This is a genomic window from Pseudoalteromonas xiamenensis (genome assembly GCF_030994125.1).
Lineage (GTDB): Bacteria > Pseudomonadota > Gammaproteobacteria > Enterobacterales > Alteromonadaceae > Pseudoalteromonas > Pseudoalteromonas xiamenensis_B.
Window position 1 is genome coordinate 448,775 of the sequence record NZ_CP099918.1, and the last position, 17,863, is coordinate 466,637.

Here is a 17,863-nt window from a genome sequence, read left to right on the forward strand (position 1 = left end):
CTTATTTTAGCTAGATTATCTTTATTTTAACTATCTGTCATATTTCGTTTCAGGGGATTAATTGGCTAAGAGGAGTGAAAATGACATCCACAGTCCCAGAAATAAATCCAGCGATTGTATTGAACTATGACCATGTAGGGATCCGTGTTTCAGACCGCAAAATTGCCATGTCGTTTTACGAAAAGCTGGGGTTTAAAGAAACGCATCGTTTTGCCTTCGGTGAAGCCAACGAAATGGTCACACCTGCAGGCGTGCGAATCAATCTGATATTTAATGCTGCAAAGCAACCTCAACAACACAATGTGCTGCTGGATGCACCAATTAAGTTACCGGGAGTAACACACCCAGCCTTCGTGGTATCTGACTTAGCCTTATTGCAAACGTGGTTAGAACATCAAGGGATCCACATAACCGAAGGTCCAAAACAACTCGGTCCTCGTCGTATCACGCTGTTTATTCGTGACCCAGATGGCAATGTCCTCGAGTTTAATCAACTAATTGAACAGGAAAACAATGATGAAACTATATGATCTCACCCTCTCAGGAAATTGCTACAAAGTTAGACTTTTTGCAGCACTCGCACAATTAGACTTAACTATCGTACCCGTTGATTTCATGGCCTCAGAACACAAAACACCGCAGATGATTGCATTGAATCCCTTTGCCGAAATTCCGATCCTCGAAGATGACCAAGTTGTGCTTCGAGATGCCCAAGCAATTTTAGTCTACTTGGGTAATCGATATGGAGGTGAAGCATGGTGGCCAGGAGAGGCACATTTACAAGGTGAAGTCATGCAATGGCTGTCTGTTGCGGCAAATGAAATCCAACATGGGCCAAACGTAGCACGGTTAATTGTAAAGTTTAATTCACCAGCAGACGCGAACCTAGCTAAATCAAGAAGCCAACACATATTAGGACTTCTCAATAGCCACCTTACGTCACATGACTGGCTCGCTGCTGGCAGGCCTACCATTGCTGATTGTGCCGTATTCCCATACGTAGCATTGGCTGAAGAAGGTGATCTGAGTTTAATTGATTATCCAAATGTGATTGCATGGATTGACCGAGTGAAAAAACTACCTGGATATATTGATATGCCGGGGCTTTATGGACAACGTATGTAGATCATTTCCCATGAAGGTTGGTCTGATCTGTTTTATCTAACATAAAATAGCAGCTCGTAATTACTGGTGGCTACCAGTTACAGGCCACCAATGTCGCCACCCATTCGTGATCGACTTTTGGCATTTCAGGGATCACTTCGCTCAGCGTCACTTCGACACCTAAGTCATCTGCGAGGTATTTTTTAATCATACGCTGCAAGCCTAAATCATCAAGATGACTAAATTCTTCCGCCAAAAAGGCTTTTTCGCTGTCTGTGAATTTTTTACCCTGAAGGCCCGCATGCCCATATTCAACCCAATTGAGGTAGGCTACACGTGAGGCGCTTTGATATTCGTTGACCAATGCTTTGACGTTGGCATGGATGCGAGCGTAGGTTGCTTCATCTTTATTCACCAGTGTGGTTACGAGTAGGTTTAAACCTGAATTTAATTCGCCTGATTTATTAGGGACAAGTTGAAACAACGTATACGCGTCTTTAAAAAACGACTGGGCATTTGAACGGTTACCTCTATCCGATTCTACGACACCTAAATTATTGCTGATCGACGCGAGTGCATTTGCATCTTCCAGACGCTCAGCCAACTCTTTAGCTTCTAAATATAGGCTGTTTGCCACCCCTAGATTACTGCTCTCACGAGCCGTATTCGCAAGTCCGTTCAACGCTTTAAGTTTCTGTGAATTGTTTGATGCGTGTTTGAGTGCGCAGGTATACCCTTTCGTCGTTGTCTCGTGATGGTTATTGCGTCGAAGCCATGTCGATGCTGTATAAAGTACGGAGAATAAGCGCATTGTAAAAGCTGGCGATTTGTCCATAGCAAAGACTTTGTCTAAGTACACTGCGGCTTCATCTTGCTTAAACAGTAATAAATAAGCTTGGGCTTTGAGTAGATTAGCCTGAAACTCGAGTTCTGGCTCAGCTCCATTAAAATGTGCTATCGCATCGATATGTTCAATCGCCGTTTTGGGTGCTTTATATAAAAAATATTCCGCTCGAGATATCTGATAACGAATATCGTCGGGATTAGCTTGCTGAGTCGCGAAAGACAAGGTTGAGGCGAAAAACAGCACACTATAAGCTGCCGTTTTCACTCCTCTCGCGCGGGAAAGCAAAAGAGTTGTCAATCGAATATTCTCTAACATGCCACTTAACATCGCGCATTTTCCTTACCACGGCGACTCATTTTCATTCGGAACAGTGTAATATGAAGGCACAATGATTTAAAGCCTTACCACACAGACGTTGGTTTCTACTTTAGTTTAACCGTTTGTAAAAACAACTTATTTTATTGTCCATCAACGTAGAGCAGGCGTCGACTGCACCTTGCTTGTCTGCAAAACCTTGCACAATTACGCGAAATTCTTGCGTACCATTTCGACTACTTTCAATCACTCGCATTCTTTGTGCCGTTAAGTACGTCGATTTAATCTGTTGGAGTTTTTGCATAAACTGCTCAGCGTGTGCCTGCGAATAGTATAGGGCGAGCTGCAACGCGTGTGGACTAGTTTTCGATTCCTCTAAAACCGTTTCAACAGGCGACATTGGGATTACTTGTGGTGGCTCTGTCGGATTTGTTGTCAACGTTGAAGATGTTGCAGACAACCCCGAATTGTCTTTTTTCATCTCCCCTTCACCAACCGTTTGCTGTGCTTCTGGCAGCATTGAATCTAACGCTAGAACAACCGATTTCAACTCCTGTTCAACCGCAAGTAAGTCCTCAATGCGCGCTTCGAGCTGCTGATGGGATTGCTTTAATTCATCGAATTCAGCGCGTGAAACGGTTTGTGAGGTCGGTACTTGTGGTGTGGTTCCACACCCGCTTATCACGAGTAAACTGACCACAAGAATACTGAGCTGGCTCTTTTGTTTCAACACGTTATAGTTCTCCATCATAATTCAATTTCCACTTTCTCTACTACGCACTGAATATTTTGAGTGTGAAGCGCATCACAACGCGTTTGCGCGTCACTTTCTAGTTCAAAATAGCCTGCAGCAAGTTTAAAGTGTTTTGAGTTCGGGTCTTGCACGTAAAAAACCTCTGAAGCGTTGCCATAGAATCGTTTTTTAAGCAGCTTCCAATACATTTTAAGCAATTTTAAATGACTAAATTGCTGCACTTCGGCAATGTAACCCGCAGACTTTCGAGGTTTTCTCACGGCAAGTTCAACGTCAGTGTATATTTCACCTTGGCTTGAGAATTTGAATTCAGCCAACGACAGACCAACCGCTTTTTTGTTTGTTGCCGACGCCCGCGCAAAATAATGCCCTGGACGGATTTCATTAAACAGATAGTAACCATCGTGCTCAGACTTAGTGGTCGAAACCACTTCACCTTTTGCATTAACAAGCTCAACTTCTACATAAGCCGCGGCTCTACCTGTCGTATCATCGTAAACCGTGCCGTCTATTTCACCGCCCAAGGTGATTGGAATATCGGCGTACTCAACAAGGCCCGCGCGTGGCGTGATTGAAAATCCATTGTCTGCTCGCACCATAAAAGGATCAGGTAAGGTGGCGAAATCAATTTCGATATCAGTTCGTTTATTTGGAGGTAGAGACTTTAAAATGGCCACACCATTGTTTTGCGTCATTGCGGTTCGGAAGCTTTGTCGAGAAATCACTTTTACGTTCGGCAGCAATGGTTCACCTTGATCATAACGACCATTCACATTTTCATCCGTAAAGACTCGAACGATCAAACTTCCTGCATTCGATAGCGGTGTTGAAGATAGGATCATGGCATTGTCTTGTGTGACCATTCCCAAACTGGTACGCGCCAACAAATTAACGCCGACGTCATTCTCTTTGTCGTAAGTAATAGAACTCGTCAGCATTAATTGAGGGATAATCCATGACAAGTCAATACTATATTGGTTTACATTGTTCAACGCATTATGTTCGATGGACCACTGAGCCTGCCACTGTTCGTTCAGCCGTTTTGAGATATTAAGTTCATAGTTAGTCCAATCGAAATGGTCACTGACGTCGTAACTTGCCGAAAACTTAGTAAAATATCCCTCGATAAAACCGGAGATCCGCATTGCCCCATAACGCATCAAGGTCGCCGAATTTCGCCAAGAAAATTGATGGTTAAGCTGTATGTCGTCAACACGCATTGACAATTGGTTTTGAAAATAAAGATCATCTGACCCGTCAACATCAGCGTATTGAATGTTTTGTTGATAACCTATATTGAAAGGCAATAAACCGCTCAGTTGTAATGAGGCGCTATTACTGTCTTTTAATGGCTCGTTTTTTTGGCTGTTTTTTTCCAAAGAAAAAGTGAGGTTTTGTTTTAAAACCGTTGTCTGCAAATTGCTATGCCACAATTCTTGTAGGTCGTTTTGCTCATAATTCAGCTGCCAAGCCGCAAGGTTTGCAAGGTTACCTTGTAAACCCGTTGAGAATTGCCCAACATCCTCTTTTGCACCGTAAGATTGACTCACGCCAACATAGGTTTGCAACCCAAATGGCAAGGTTAAACGATAGTTCGCAGAAAGCTGATAGTCGCCTAGATCGCTCGCTTCATTTTGATTGAGTAAATAACGATTCGGTTGAATAAGCGAGAGGTTTAGTCTGCTTTGCCAAGGTGTGTTTGATTTACCGTCAAAATACACTTCTCGGTTTTCACGTGCGACTTCACCAAAAGGACCATACTTAACAATTTCAAGTCTGTTAATACCGAACTGCAAACGTATGTTATTGAATTCATAACGTCCCACTTCTGTACTTGTTTGCTTATCAACTAATACACCATTGAGATACAGTTCAACATCCCAATTCGGCTGAATGTCGCCGGAAATACTCACTTGTTCTTGCGAGGGTGAAAGCAAACTGTCGTCTGAATCAAACTTGATGCCACGCCCAATAGCCGAATTCAGTAAACGTCCCGACTGCACGGGTTGTATGTCACCGGCCTCCCAACGATGGATGCCAATCGACGTTAAAGGGTTCTCCGATGTCAATGTACGATCAAATGAAATCCGAGATGATTTAAGCAGATCCTCTTTCGAGCCATACAGGTAAAAACGACCCGACACATAGGCAAAATCCTGTCGTGCTAACATCGAATATGAAAGGCTATCTTGGTCTTTTTGATGCTTAGCAAACAATTGAAAATCTAAGGCTGGATCAGAGAACAACCCATAGTTTGCACGTCTTTCAGGCATTGATGCGGGTTGCCCATCAATGACCTTAGATGCTTTACGTCGTTGACGCCAAAGTTTTTCTTGAATGGGCAGAGTCGATATCGGTTGCGCAAGCAACGCTTGGCCAAAATAATCAAACTGAAAATTGAGACCGAGTAAGTCAGTTAGCCATTTCGCTTCAATATACAAATCGTCATCTGCCAACTCAAACTCATTTGTTTCACCTATCAGCGTCCCATTCCGATATAACTTAAGCGCGTTCTCCGTTTTCTTAATGTGGATCTGATTCTCTTGTGTATAGATCCACCCTGTTACCTCGCCATTTTCGAGAGACACATCAAGCGGTAATTCAAGTATTTGTGTAAGGGTCGTGATACCCAGTAATGCTTGCTGCGCACTTTTAATTGCAAAGACATCGGAAAGAGGCTGATTTTCTAGATTAACGGTTAATAAAAGTAATTCCCCGACCGGTATGGTCGACTCAATGGGAGTTGAACTGACGTGCGGATGAGAGTTCAGTTGTTTATATTTATTGGCAAGTTGCCGAACAGCTTCGGGTAAAGCTGCTTGAGCACTGCCCATCAGCAACAATAAACTAACCGAAGCGATATGCCTCTTGTGACGCAGGACGGTGATCATTTACAGCGTGAAGCTTCGCTCAGCAAACAGATGATTCTTAAATTGCTCATTACCTTCATAACGAATAACAAGTTTGCCGTGTTTAGGTAACTGGGTATGGTTAATTAACGGTAATCTAAAAAGAGAAGTCGATTGCTCAGCGTAGATATTGGCATTATTCAAACGCGCGACGACCGTTTTCGAACCGTTGGTATCAACATGCTCAATCGTCATATTCCCTGAACTGCTTAAAGGCCCTCGTCTAGACATCACTAACTCAATATTTTCGCTGTCAGGTAACGTAAATTTATCAATACTCACTTCTGGTATTTGGCTACTATTTCGTACAATGATAGGTACGTTATAGCTGATCATTAAATTGATGTGCAGGCCAGATGATTTCTTTTCTTCAGGCATTTCTATCGGTTGCGCGACCAGATTCAAATAACTGCGAAATTCGGCTTCGGGTAAATCTTTGGGTTTACGAATAGCCAATTTGACAATTTGACGTTCATTCGGTGCAAGCGTTACGTGCCGCGGGCTTACGCGTATCATATTTTCAACCAAGGGACCTTGCGGCTTGTCCACATTGATAAGATTACCCAAGTCATCAAACGCCAAGTTTTTCCATTGCAGTCGGTAACTCACCGCTTGATCACCTGAGTTTAACAACATAATTGTTGCGACCCGATCTCGCTCTGAGAAAACCACTCGATTTGGGGAAATGCTTAAGTTGGCAAAGGTAGGAAAGCTTGAAACAAGCAACAAGAAAAACGCTAATGTGCGGCGTAAAAACATAAATGCAACCTTAAAAGCTGACAGTGATACTGAAATCGGTTGCGTAATCTATATCTCGATAGACTTCGCTATTGTTAGAATTTGCGAGCTCTGCACCAATCTTGAAAGTCGCCACTCCACTGCTGTCCGTGTATACCTTTGTCGGGTAATCTAAACGCCGCAATGTAAATTGATTGGTGGAGAAAACACTCGTCATTTTGTCGTTAAAATTCACGTCGATAGTCAGTTCAGTATTTGCAGGGCCGTCATAAAGCAACACTTCAGCGGGTACTCCGGGCTCAATAATGTAAATTTGTCCATATGAATAGGGAGCGCCACCTCTTGGTACAACCAAACGGCTTGCAATTGAATTTTTTACGATAGCGATCTCGCCGAAACTAAGTGGTTGCAGCACAGAAATCGCTATCAGAGCGGTTAGACTCATCGATGAGTTTCGCCGATCGAGATCGGCTTACGATTACTTGTACGTTACCGTAACATCAACTGACCCAGAATAGTCGCCATCTTGATACATGGATTGCGTAGCTCGGGCTTGTGTTTTAAGCGTGCCACCTACATAAAATTTCACCGCACCGCTTACATCACTGATCAGTGGCGTTGTTGCCGCGTCGTAGGCTTTGCCTGTGTTCTCACCACCGTCAATGAAAAACTTAAAATCACTCAGTGTAAATTTTGGCGCACTGGGTGGCGCAGTCGTTGGTGTAACTTCTATGGATGCTGGCGCTGTAATTAACATGCTTGAGTAAGGCGCTGTGCCCGAAACATTAAATGAACCAGGTGTGCCACTTTCTAGCACTTGAAACTTTGCTTCACCGGCGCTTGTTAAAGTTGGTTGCGTTGAAGGATTCGGACTCATTACGATGGTTGCTTGGTTATCAACTGTGGTTGATGTGTCGGCAAACGCCAGAAGTGAACCAAAAGACATTGGTTCGCCTTGTTCCAAAGTAAAGGTGTTTTTAACTTTAACCGAAACGGCGAGTTGTGCCGTTTTAGTAGACGCATGAGCAGCTAAACTAAGCGCACCCATCGCAGTTGCAGCGAGTAAAGCAGAGGTTTTATTCATCCTTTTTCCTTCCTAGTAATAATTCTTCCAAACCTTATATCGGCATAGATTACATTTTATTTAATTCAAAAAGTAAAGATTTCTACAGATTTATTTTTCTTTCACTGTTGTTTAACACGCAACTTTGATTCATTTTTTTTAGTTGTTTACAAAACTGTATAGCGGCCACTTCACCTGAAAAGCCGGACACTTTTATTGAGTAAAATTGACTGTTTTCTGGATGACTTGAAACGTTTAAGGTAAATGGAGAAAACATTGATGAATACCGCTGTTGAAACATATTTTTTTGTTGTAATGCGCGTGCCTCTGATGCAAACATACCAACATTGAGCGATATTGTTTGCTGATATTTTGCTAATACCTGCTGTTCATCCGGTGCTATGACCATACCAATGCTCGGGCGGGTAAGACTCTGAGCATTTGTATAAGGCTTGTCACTCAACGCTTTCTGAATATTGAGTTCGTCCACAAGAATAGCGAGATCTTTTTTCATTTCAAGCAGTTCTGTTAGGTCTTTTTGGGTAATCTGAGCGTCATCTTCATTTCGCTTCATTGTTTCAATTTCCACACTACTGCATGAGCAAAGTGTAAACACACACAAAACTAATGATATATCCCTACCTAATGTGAGCATTTTGTATTCACTTATTTTCTGAATGCATATTGAGCATTATTTTAATCTCAGTAGCACGGTATACCAGCATTTTATTTGCTTTACATCAAAATAGAGGTGAATAAATAAAATACAAAGAACAGCAAGCGAATGGATGAAACTTTTAATTAAATAAAATCATCAGCTCAATAAACAAACAAACCCGCTTACGCGGGTTTCAACTTTTATTTACGTCACACTTTTGAATTTAAAGGTGGGCAACTTTACTTACTACGATGCGGGAAAGTAAAAGTCGCTTCATTAACGAGCTCACCGGTTTGTTCTTTCGGGGTAGAATAAAAGCGCACATGCATTTCATCGTTCGTATTATCTAACTCGATTTGTGCAAATCCCCAAACAAAAGGTTTATTCCACACGAGATCGTATTCCGGGTAGGCCGCTTCTTGAGCATTAGCAAAGGGTGAGTGAACGCCCCGCATTTTGGCTGCAGCACCACTTATGATCAGTGGCAATTTAGGTTTATCGTGATGACCCAGTACTCGAGTACAATCGTCCGTAAGTAGTTCTAAATCATGTTCATGACCTGCTATGTACGCGTCTGCGTATTGGCAAAGTTCAGGTAAAAGTAATTTGCGCAGTACGTGTGCCTCATTGAACTTTGTCCCGCCAATTGACCAAAGCACATGGTGACCATACACAATTTTCCATTTCGCTTGCGATGTTTTCAATCCTTCGGCGAGCCAGGCAAGTTGGGTGTGGTCTTCACCACCCAGTGGCGTTTCATGCTTTTCTATCTTTTCCACTTCAGCTTGCTTGCTCGCGAGTGCAGACGCAAGTCCTTGCTCGGTACCGTCCGCTTTAAGTGGCACGTCGTAATAATGTTGACCCGACAACAACATGTTGGTGTCTAACACAAAAAATTCTACGTCGTTGCCTGGTTGGCCGACTTTGTATCGATAGTAACCTTTTTCACCCAGTGTAAAGTTTGGCTCTTTACCCATCCAAGCTAATTGCAGTTCAACGCCTTTACGGGAGGATTTCCAGTCATGATTGCCGAGCGCCGAATAAACCATCAAATCCGGCTGCTGCTCAAAAAGGGGGAGCAGTGGCTTTTTGATCAAATCGTCCATACGTTTTTGGTCGTCTTTACCGTCTTTCGCATCGGCGCCATCTGGGTAAATGTTGTCACCCAACTGAATGGCAAAGTCACATTGCGATTGCTTACAAAGCGCTGCCATTGCTTGCCCGACGACCAGTGCGCCCGTGTGTTCAGTAGCAGTCTGAGTGCCCGGGTAAACATAAATTGGCGCATGATCAAATTCCGCTAATGGACGGTTATCTTCCAACCAATCTTTTTTCTCCGCCGCGATAAATGCATCTTTGTTGCGTGGATTTTTAATGTGTTTGGTTTTTGGATAATCAGGATGATATCCGCCATCACCAAACGCCAAAAAAGAAATGTTATCACTCGCAATCGCTTGACTTGATAACAGCAATGCCAACGTAAATGCGCTCGATTTTTTTAATGTAAACATACTGCATTCTGCCAGCGAAACGCTGGCAGCCCCGTTAAACAGTGAATTAGAAAGACGTGATGGTTAAACCAAGCTCATACGAGCGACCGTACGTCTCATATTGGTAATTGTATTGATTTGCACCGTGATACAGATGCATTGGTTCGTCTGTTAAGTTGGTAACATTGAAATACACTTGAGTTTGGTCATTCCAGTAATACTTCGCGCTAAAATCCAGTTGAGTGTGTGCCGCTTCAAACACATCGCGGTCGTTTTCTGCAAATAAGAACGCTTTACTCTTATAAGACGCACTTAAGCGCGTGCTAAACGTTTGATTTTCGTAGCCAAGCATCAAGTTAGCAACCGTATCCGATTGATTCGGTAATTTGTCATCTGCGTCGATCAGTGTTGCGTTAGCGTTTAGCATCAAACCATTTGTCCAGTTTTTTGCATAAGCCAGTTCAACCCCTTTCAATTGTGCTTTACCGCCATTAACCGACTGAAGTACTTTTTTAAACCCTTCCCATTGGCCGTTGTCTTGAACTTCTTTTACTGCGATAAAGTTATCGATGTCTTTAAAGAACACACCAAGTGACATTACACCGATACTGCCCGGATAGTATTCAACCGAGAAATCAACGTTGGTCGCTTCGTATGGATCTAAATCTGGGTTACCCACCTCAGCCTCACGGGTCACTTTAACTTGGCCATCATCGTCCTCACGCTCGGTCTCAATTAACGCTTTAGCTGCCGAATCAGAGAAGCTTGGGCGTGCTACTGTATTGGTGTACGCAAAGCGGCTAATTAAGTTGTCACTGTGCGAATATTTCAACGTGAGGTTTGGTAACCAATGTGAATAATCTTTCTCTGCAGACCAATCATTCACGTTAACCGTAGTGTCACCGGTAATGTCATCTGCAACTAATTCAACACGGTGACCCGACGTTTCCGTGTGCGTATCTTCGAAACGAAGACCCGTGATCACATTTAACTCACCAATATCAACGCTCAACATGGCATACGCCGCAAAAATGGTTTCACTTGAATCGTAACTGCGACCTAGCGTTTCAACTTGTGATTCTTGTTCGTTGAGTTCCATTGAACCTTGATTGGTTTTGAAAAACGCGCGTAACCCTTCGCGATTCAGACCTGGACCAAAATCACCTAGGCTGTAGTCCGGTACGGCAGCAGAGAATTGACTTGCTGTAACGTCATCAAACCCGCCTGTATAAACGCGAGCATCAACGTTATTGAACTTGTCACGGTCATGGTATTTTGCACCGAGCTTCACTTCAGCATTATAACCTGACAAAAGTAAGTCTTTGCTTACGTCTAGTTTAAATGTCGTTGCTTCGTCTTCAGTCAGGTTATTCTCTGAAACAACTTCATCCAGCTCAAACCGACTTAAGTCATGCGCGTCTTCTGAACGAATAAAAGACGGTGTATCGCCTCCAAGGCGGTAACCCAAATCCAACTTTTTACCCGCAAAGCTGATGTCTAGACGACCTGGCTCCGCTTCTTCCGATTTGGAGTAACCTACGCTGTATTCAACAAACCAATCTTTTAGTTGGTGCTCTGCACCTAATACCGTTGAAAGGATCTTTTGTTCTTCATAACGATCTTTCGTATCACGGTCCATTTTTGCGTTGCTAAAAAGTGCGCTGTTTGCATCGTGCGAGACCACATCGCCCTTGGCAAATTTGTACTCATTACGCATACGATATTCGTCATCAGAGAATTCGCTGTACAACGAGCGTAAGTAATATTTGTGCTTTGCCCCTTGGTGTAAATCGATATTTAGTGCCGCGCCTAAACGTTCACGAGTGATGAGGTAATGACGTTGTTCCATTTCTTCGGCGCCAAAAAACGTTTCGTCTTCACCCGTTTCTGCGTTTTCTAATTCAAGCTCCATGAACCCACCGTCGGTTTCCATGTTGTGTGAACCAAAGTCACGCTTGAACCACGAAACCGCACCAGCAATACCTAAATCGCTCTTTTTGCCCAGCTCAAACACATTGCTGTAGCTTGCCGCTAATTTTGGACTGGTTTCACTCACTTGCTCGTTGTAGCCCGCTTGAGCTGTGAATGTGTAGCTTTGCCCTTCACGGTCAAATGCGCTTAAGCTTTTTACTTCAATTGAGCCACCAATCGCACCTGCATCCATATCGGGAGTCACGGTTTTGCTCACTTCCAAACTTTGCACTAACTCACTTGGGATAACGTCCATCGCAACGCTACGCACACCTGCTTCAGGCGAAGGAACGTTAGCACCGTTGATAGTCACATTATTTAAATTTGGGTCGATACCACGGATCCCAACAAAACGACCTTCACCTTGGTCACGGGCGATAAAGACACCCGGCAAACGTTGAAGCGCCTCGGCCGCATTTTGATCTGGCAATTGGCCAATACCGTCTGCACTCACAATCGACTTAATACCGTTTGCGTTTTTCTGACGTGATAAAGCGCCTGCTTGACCCGCTCGTTGACCCACTACAATTAAGTCTTCCATTTGCGATTCGGTGGGCGAAAGCAATACCAATGCTTCGGTCGTTTCGCCATCACGAATTTCAATCGTCTGAGTTGTTGGTTCAGCACCAACATAGCGCACTTCTAACGTGTAGCGACCTGCTGGTAGCTTAGCCATGTAAAAACGGCCATCACGACCGGTTACAACACGTTTGTTCAATTCCTTAACGACAACTTCAGCCCCTTCGAAGTTGTTTTTTTGTTTTGTATCTTGAACGTGACCATTCAACGTGTTTGCAACAGCGACGCCGCCAAACAACGTACTCGATACGGTCAGCGCGATTAACGCTTTGGAAAACTTAGACGGTAGTTTGTGATTCATGTTTTACTCGCACAGATTGGGATTATTGTTATTGGTAACGCCGCGTTACCTTAAAAAACTGCGAGGAAAACTAATCGGAGTTGATGAAGGAAATATTGCAACATTTCGCATGGTCTAGCGAAATACGTTGATTCATGGCCATTTTTTGACTGATTTGAGCTGATCTGACCCACACAAAAAAGGTACAAACGACGATAATGCACTCAAAAGCGCGGGAATTTCACCTCGCTGTCATCTTTTTGTCTCAACTCATGAGCTAATCTGACCCTAGTTGACCACGAAGGCACATGCCAACATTGACCAAATTACTTTCTATTTTAGCACCATGAATTACTCCCCTTTTAAAACACATCGAACACTTTGGATTTCGCTGACACTCTTGCTCGCAGCCACGTTTTCATTAGCAATCTTATTTGGATTGCCGAAATCACAAGAAGAAATAAATTGGCTAGATGCCATAGGTGAAGGTGGCATTTGCATCATGGTACTGGTTTGGCTTACTGCCACGTTGTTTTCAAGACCAAAAGGAAGTGTCACGAATTGGATGTTTTGTGGGCTCAGCAGTTTACTCGTCTCCACGTTGCTTGATTTCTTTGACGAATTTGTTCGTTTTGCACCTGATGAAGCTTGGTTTTCCAACGTGGAAGCGTTTCCGGCGGTAGTCGGTATGATAGTGATGACGGTAGCCGCAAAAGGCTGGTACAAAGAACAAGAAACGCTAAACCAAACCTTGATGAAAAAGGAACGTTTCTATCGCAGCCACAGCCACTGCGATTTCATTACTGGTTTATACAATGCCAAGTACATGAAAGAACAGATTGAACGAGAAATGTTGCGAGCCCATCATGGAACGCCCGATTTTTGCGTTGGGCTGTTCGACATCAAAGGATTTACCGACCTGACACGTGCGCAAGGTTTAGTCAAAGCCAATCAACTGCTGCGCGACATCGGTGAACTCATCAGCCTAAATTTACGTGATGCCGATTTAGTGTGCCGTTACGCAGGCGATCGTTTCATTGTTTTATTTGCAGAGTGCAAGCTCGTTGAAGCACAGCAAACTGCACGTCATATTGCCGATATTGTGGCAAAGCATACACAGTATACAACCACGGGCGAATTCACAGCGTACAGTGAAGTCACGTGGAGCGTCATCAGTCCAATGCCACAAGAAAATGTCGATACCATGCTCTCTCGCTTGCATCAAAAAGTGCAGCAGCAAAAGCGAGTGGCTTAACATGGCTAAGGTTGTAGCATGACAGAGATCATCGACAGAGAGCGCCCACATCTTTGTGTGATCCAATTATTGTTGCCGCTCATTGAGCTATCTCGACAACGTGGTGCGCAGCCTGAAAAGCTATTAGCAGGGACCAAACTTTGCTATCAATCGCTCGGTGAAGAAACGCTGCTGATTTCTCAAGCGCAATTTGACACGGTTATTCAAAACGCCCTTAAATTAAACAACTCGGAGCTCAGCTTTGTGTTTGGCACGTATCTCGTACAAACCATGAGCGCGTATCGCGGGCAATTGCTTTGCCACAGTAAAAATCTACAACAACTGTTGCGGTTACTCGTGCTGCACCAGATGGAGTGTTTTGCCAGCATAACTGCCCATCGGTTATGTGAAGATAATAAACATTATTATTTTGTGGGATTTGCCATTAGCGAGCCGCCATTCAGTGTGCAACGTTTCTACATTGAAACATTAGCCTCTCTGGTTTGTGGGTTTTTACGATGGCGTTTTCCAATGTTAAAACTGGAACTACGTTTCCCTTTTTCCAAACCAGAACACATTGAACAATACCAAAGTCATCTGCACGCCGAGTACAGCTTTGGACATCATGACTTCGCACTGGTCATTGACCGTCACGCGCTGCAACTGGCTCAAATTGGAACGTTATCCAACCTGATACCTCGACTTCGCATTCCTGCTCATCGGGCACATCAATTTGGTTTTGTGCAATACGTAGAATGGCAACTCAGGCGCAACAGCCGCTTGAGTTTAGAGGACCTTGCGCAAATTTTGGCAATAAGCCAAGCGACTCTGAAACGTAAACTGAAACAGCACAACACGAGCTTAGTTGAAATAAAAGACCGAATTTTGCGTCAGCAAGCCATCGTGCGCTTGGAGCTTGGACAAAACACCGAACGCGTTGCCAATGCGTTGGAGTTCAGCGACCTCAGTAATTTCAGACGTGCATTTAAACGATGGACCGGTGTCACGCCGTCATTTATGAAAAATCGAATTGGGTAGTTCGCCTTCCGTTATGCTGAGTATTCTAATTTAATTAACCTCTTCACCTGACATTTCTCACTCGCTTCACTATGCTTTGAGTGTGTTTCGCTGTTAAAAACAGAATAATAACGGTCAATGTCACATCAATTACGCTCTGCTTTAGACAACACACTGCCCGTATGGCGCATGCAAATCTTCCGCAAACTGTTCGGAACGCTTGCTATTACCTGCGTACCGGTTTATTTCACCAGCGTATATTTGTGTATTCAACTCGGTCTTTATTCCATGGTCGTGTTGGACACCATCAGCTATGCCATTTTGGTGTACATCTTACAAAGCAAAACCATGTCTTCGAAACATCGCTACGCCTTGGGATGTAGCCTCGCTTACCTCATCGGTAACGCGTTCTTATACACCGTTGGGCCCGCAGGCGCAGGGTTTATGTGGCTGTTTGCCTTTGCGCCACTCAGCGCCATTTTGCTTGGAAAAAGAGCTGGTTACTTTGCGCTTGGCTTAAACGTTGTGTCATTGGTCACCATTGGCGTGATGTTTCAGCTAGATTTGCTTCGATGGGCGGGCCTCGTGGACTTTTCAGCCATCATCTGGTGGGTGCTTACGGTCAACTTTCTCGCGACGAATGCAATGGTCACCATGTCATCAGGGTACTTAACGAATAAATTAATTGAATCGTTAGGCGCTTCTCTATCCTCACGTCAGGCAACCATTTTCGGTCTTGCAAAACTCGCTGAATATCGAGACAACGAAACGGGCGCACACTTATTGCGAATGCGGCAATACGCCGAGCTGCTGGCGACAGAAAGGCAAAAAGACCGAGATGCACCTATCGAATTGGATGACGACTTCATTGCAGACATTAATCTGTCATCTATATTGCATGACATCGGTAAAGTCGGTGTCGCTGATTCCATTTTGTTGAAACCCGGGAAACTCACGGCTGAAGAATTTGAGCAAATCAAATCGCACCCCGTAATTGGCGGTCAAGTCATCGAAAGCTTAATTAAATATGCTCCAAGCTGTGGCTTTTTAAAAATGGGCAAAGACATCGCCGCAGGCCACCATGAGAAATGGGATGGTTCCGGTTATCCAAAAGGCTTAAAGGGCGAAGACATTCCGCTTAGTGCTCGCATTGTCGCTTTGGTGGACGTATATGATGCACTTACAACGCCGCGTTGCTACAAACGCCCATTTTCCCATTTTGAAGCGCGTGAACTTATTTTAGATGGTAAAGGAAAACATTTTGATCCCAAACTCGTCACATGCTTTTTGCGCATCGAAGACAAGTTTGAGGCCATCTCCTCAATTGCCGAAGAGTAAACCGCTCACTTATTTATCAATGTGACCCAAATCGCGGGTCGGATCTAGTCGGTCACGGACCAAACGCTTCGCAATTTTTGCGTCTGGAAATCCGCCGTCTCGTACACGACACCAAATAAGCTCGTCATTATAATAAATTTGATACACACCCTTGCTCGCAGGCGTTAATGCCACTTCAGCCAACTCGTCACTGAACGTTGAAAGAAGTTCCTGTGCCATCCACCCCGCACGCAACAACCATTGACACAATACACAATAATGGATGGTAATTTTAGGTTTCATATTGATACTCATTGACTCTCTATTGCCGCTAAGTATAACGTGAGAAAAGAAAAATACGGAGTATTAGGTGTTGCAATGAAAATTGGTGAATTAGCCAAAGTCACAGGCCTGAGCGCCTCTAAAATCCGATTTTACGAAAGTATTGGCTTGTTAAAAACCGTCACTCGTTCAGCGAATGGTTATCGTCACTACCCAAAAGAAGCGGTTCTTGCGCTTGAACTTATTACATCGGGACAACAAGCAGGATTTAGTTTAGATGAACTGAACGTGTTGTTACCGGAAGACTTAACGAATTGGCAGCATCAAACGCTCGTTAATGCACTACAGCAAAAAGTCCGTGACATTGAACTGCTCGAAGCAAAGCTCGCGCACAACAAGGCTCATCTTACTGATATTTTAGAAAAAATAGCAGCCAAACCAGACAACATTGATTGCCAAGAAAACGCCAAACGTGTTTTAACTGAACTCTGTAATGACAAACGCCGTGAAACATAGCGCACTTATCGAGTGCTCAAAAATCAATACATAACGAAAGCATCGGGTAAAGCAGACGATGCAAATACCGAGTGTTAACGTGCTAAGTAAGCATCTGGTTCGTTTTCGGCGCATGCCATTGGGCTATAAAATTACCTCTAATCTTTCAGCAATTTATGCAGCGTATCAATACGTTGATTGATCCGTTTACTTTGTGCATGCAAATCAGCGCTCACCCCAAAGACAAGAATAAGCAATATATATGAAATTGGTTGATGAATTATCTCCGGATACATCCACACAATCAAAGCCATACTCAGAAACATGCTAACAGTTCTGAGTATATTGCCTTTCCAAGTTGGACGTAATTGTTCAAACTCTTCGATAAGCGCCTGCTTCTTTTGTGCTTTATGAATGAGAGTTTGTGCTTCAATGTGTTCAACATCCATTTACTCTTCCTACCTTTCTTGATTCTCATTTTGAGGCGTTGATGATTTAGTTATCCTGTGAATAGTCAACTGCCATCTTACAAAGATTCTGTACGCGGTACTATTACCACAAATAAATTAGACGTTAATCATTCGACTGGATTCTTTATATAAACCGGTTTTATCACACGATATACGCAACGCAAGCAAGCAATTAAAACCCGCTGTGCTCGCAGCGCCCGGTAAAGACCAAAAACACAGTTTTTTTGCGTACCTTTGCCATAATTATCTGTTCAGTAACCAATATACAAATTCTTTTGCTTCTGACGAACTACTTAAGCACACGCACTTTAAGTCAACGTTATCTTTAAAAACAACACGG

At 43.6% G+C, this 17,863-nt stretch carries 17 protein-coding genes; 6 read left to right on the forward strand and 11 right to left on the reverse strand.

The window, feature by feature from the left end:
* The first annotated feature begins 80 nt into the window (after positions 1 to 80).
* Positions 81 to 530, forward strand: coding sequence for a VOC family protein (locus NI389_RS19150; RefSeq protein WP_308363085.1), 450 nt, complete (start codon positions 81 to 83; stop codon positions 528 to 530).
* Entirely contained in the window at positions 517 to 1,125 is a 609-nt protein-coding gene (locus NI389_RS19155) for a glutathione S-transferase family protein (protein WP_308363488.1), read from the forward strand. Before NI389_RS19150 ends, NI389_RS19155 begins: the two co-directional genes overlap by 14 nt.
* A 70-nt stretch (positions 1,126 to 1,195) precedes the next feature.
* Here the strand turns inward: NI389_RS19155 and NI389_RS19160 are convergent, their stop codons facing one another.
* The 9 genes from NI389_RS19160 to NI389_RS19200 all read right to left on the reverse strand — a co-directional run bounded on the left by NI389_RS19160 (position 1,196) and on the right by NI389_RS19200 (position 12,729).
* Positions 1,196 to 2,278 carry a tetratricopeptide repeat protein gene (locus NI389_RS19160; RefSeq protein ID WP_308363086.1) on the reverse strand — a complete coding sequence of 361 codons (1,083 nt, stop codon included), beginning with the start codon at positions 2,276 to 2,278 and terminating at the stop codon, positions 1,196 to 1,198.
* Between the two features lie 100 nt (positions 2,279 to 2,378).
* Positions 2,379 to 3,017 carry an SPOR domain-containing protein gene (locus NI389_RS19165; protein WP_308363088.1) on the reverse strand — a complete coding sequence of 213 codons (639 nt, stop codon included), beginning with the start codon at positions 3,015 to 3,017 and terminating at the stop codon, positions 2,379 to 2,381.
* Positions 3,014 to 5,911, reverse strand: coding sequence for a carboxypeptidase regulatory-like domain-containing protein (locus tag NI389_RS19170; protein ID WP_308363089.1), 2,898 nt, complete (start codon positions 5,909 to 5,911; stop codon positions 3,014 to 3,016). The genes NI389_RS19165 and NI389_RS19170 overlap by 4 nt, the downstream gene beginning before the upstream one ends.
* Positions 5,912 to 6,688 (reverse strand): fimbrial biogenesis chaperone, encoded by a 777-nt coding sequence (locus NI389_RS19175; RefSeq protein WP_308363091.1) that lies wholly within the window; start codon positions 6,686 to 6,688, stop codon positions 5,912 to 5,914.
* Positions 6,689 to 6,698: 10 nt separating this feature from the next.
* Positions 6,699 to 7,112, reverse strand: coding sequence for a DUF4402 domain-containing protein (locus NI389_RS19180; protein ID WP_308363092.1), 414 nt, complete (start codon positions 7,110 to 7,112; stop codon positions 6,699 to 6,701).
* Positions 7,113 to 7,145: 33 nt separating this feature from the next.
* Positions 7,146 to 7,751 carry a DUF4402 domain-containing protein gene (locus tag NI389_RS19185; protein ID WP_308363093.1) on the reverse strand — a complete coding sequence of 202 codons (606 nt, stop codon included), beginning with the start codon at positions 7,749 to 7,751 and terminating at the stop codon, positions 7,146 to 7,148.
* An 82-nt stretch (positions 7,752 to 7,833) separates the two neighbouring features.
* Positions 7,834 to 8,319 carry an SPOR domain-containing protein gene (locus NI389_RS19190; protein ID WP_308363095.1) on the reverse strand — a complete coding sequence of 162 codons (486 nt, stop codon included), beginning with the start codon at positions 8,317 to 8,319 and terminating at the stop codon, positions 7,834 to 7,836.
* Between the two features lie 308 nt (positions 8,320 to 8,627).
* Positions 8,628 to 9,899: a metallophosphoesterase gene (locus tag NI389_RS19195; RefSeq protein WP_308363096.1), complete on the reverse strand. Its 1,272-nt coding sequence runs from the start codon at positions 9,897 to 9,899 to the stop codon at positions 8,628 to 8,630.
* 46 nt (positions 9,900 to 9,945) lie between these two features.
* A complete protein-coding gene (locus NI389_RS19200) occupies positions 9,946 to 12,729 on the reverse strand; it encodes a TonB-dependent receptor (protein WP_308363098.1) in 2,784 nt (927 codons plus the stop codon).
* Positions 12,730 to 13,000: 271 nt separating this feature from the next.
* Between NI389_RS19200 and NI389_RS19205 the strand changes: the two genes are divergently transcribed.
* The 3 genes from NI389_RS19205 (at position 13,001) to NI389_RS19215 (ending at position 16,297) form a co-directional block, all read left to right on the forward strand.
* Positions 13,001 to 13,963: a GGDEF domain-containing protein gene (locus tag NI389_RS19205; protein WP_308363099.1), complete on the forward strand. Its 963-nt coding sequence runs from the start codon at positions 13,001 to 13,003 to the stop codon at positions 13,961 to 13,963.
* 18 nt (positions 13,964 to 13,981) lie between these two features.
* Positions 13,982 to 14,980, forward strand: coding sequence for a helix-turn-helix transcriptional regulator (locus NI389_RS19210; protein ID WP_308363100.1), 999 nt, complete (start codon positions 13,982 to 13,984; stop codon positions 14,978 to 14,980).
* Between the two features lie 117 nt (positions 14,981 to 15,097).
* Positions 15,098 to 16,297 carry an HD-GYP domain-containing protein gene (locus NI389_RS19215; protein WP_308363101.1) on the forward strand — a complete coding sequence of 400 codons (1,200 nt, stop codon included), beginning with the start codon at positions 15,098 to 15,100 and terminating at the stop codon, positions 16,295 to 16,297.
* Between the two features lie 9 nt (positions 16,298 to 16,306).
* On the opposite strand, the gene NI389_RS19220 is transcribed toward NI389_RS19215, so the two are convergent.
* Entirely contained in the window at positions 16,307 to 16,579 is a 273-nt protein-coding gene (locus NI389_RS19220; protein WP_308363102.1) for a SelT/SelW/SelH family protein, read from the reverse strand.
* A 75-nt stretch (positions 16,580 to 16,654) separates the two neighbouring features.
* Here NI389_RS19220 and NI389_RS19225 point away from each other — a divergent pair, with 75 nt between their 5' ends.
* Positions 16,655 to 17,074 carry a MerR family DNA-binding transcriptional regulator gene (locus tag NI389_RS19225; RefSeq protein ID WP_308363104.1) on the forward strand — a complete coding sequence of 140 codons (420 nt, stop codon included), beginning with the start codon at positions 16,655 to 16,657 and terminating at the stop codon, positions 17,072 to 17,074.
* Between the two features lie 137 nt (positions 17,075 to 17,211).
* Here NI389_RS19225 and NI389_RS19230 read toward each other — a convergent pair whose 3' ends face one another.
* On the reverse strand, positions 17,212 to 17,502 hold the full coding sequence (locus tag NI389_RS19230) for a hypothetical protein (protein ID WP_308363105.1): 291 nt from the start codon (positions 17,500 to 17,502) through the stop codon (positions 17,212 to 17,214).
* Between the last annotated feature and the right edge of the window lie 361 nt (positions 17,503 to 17,863).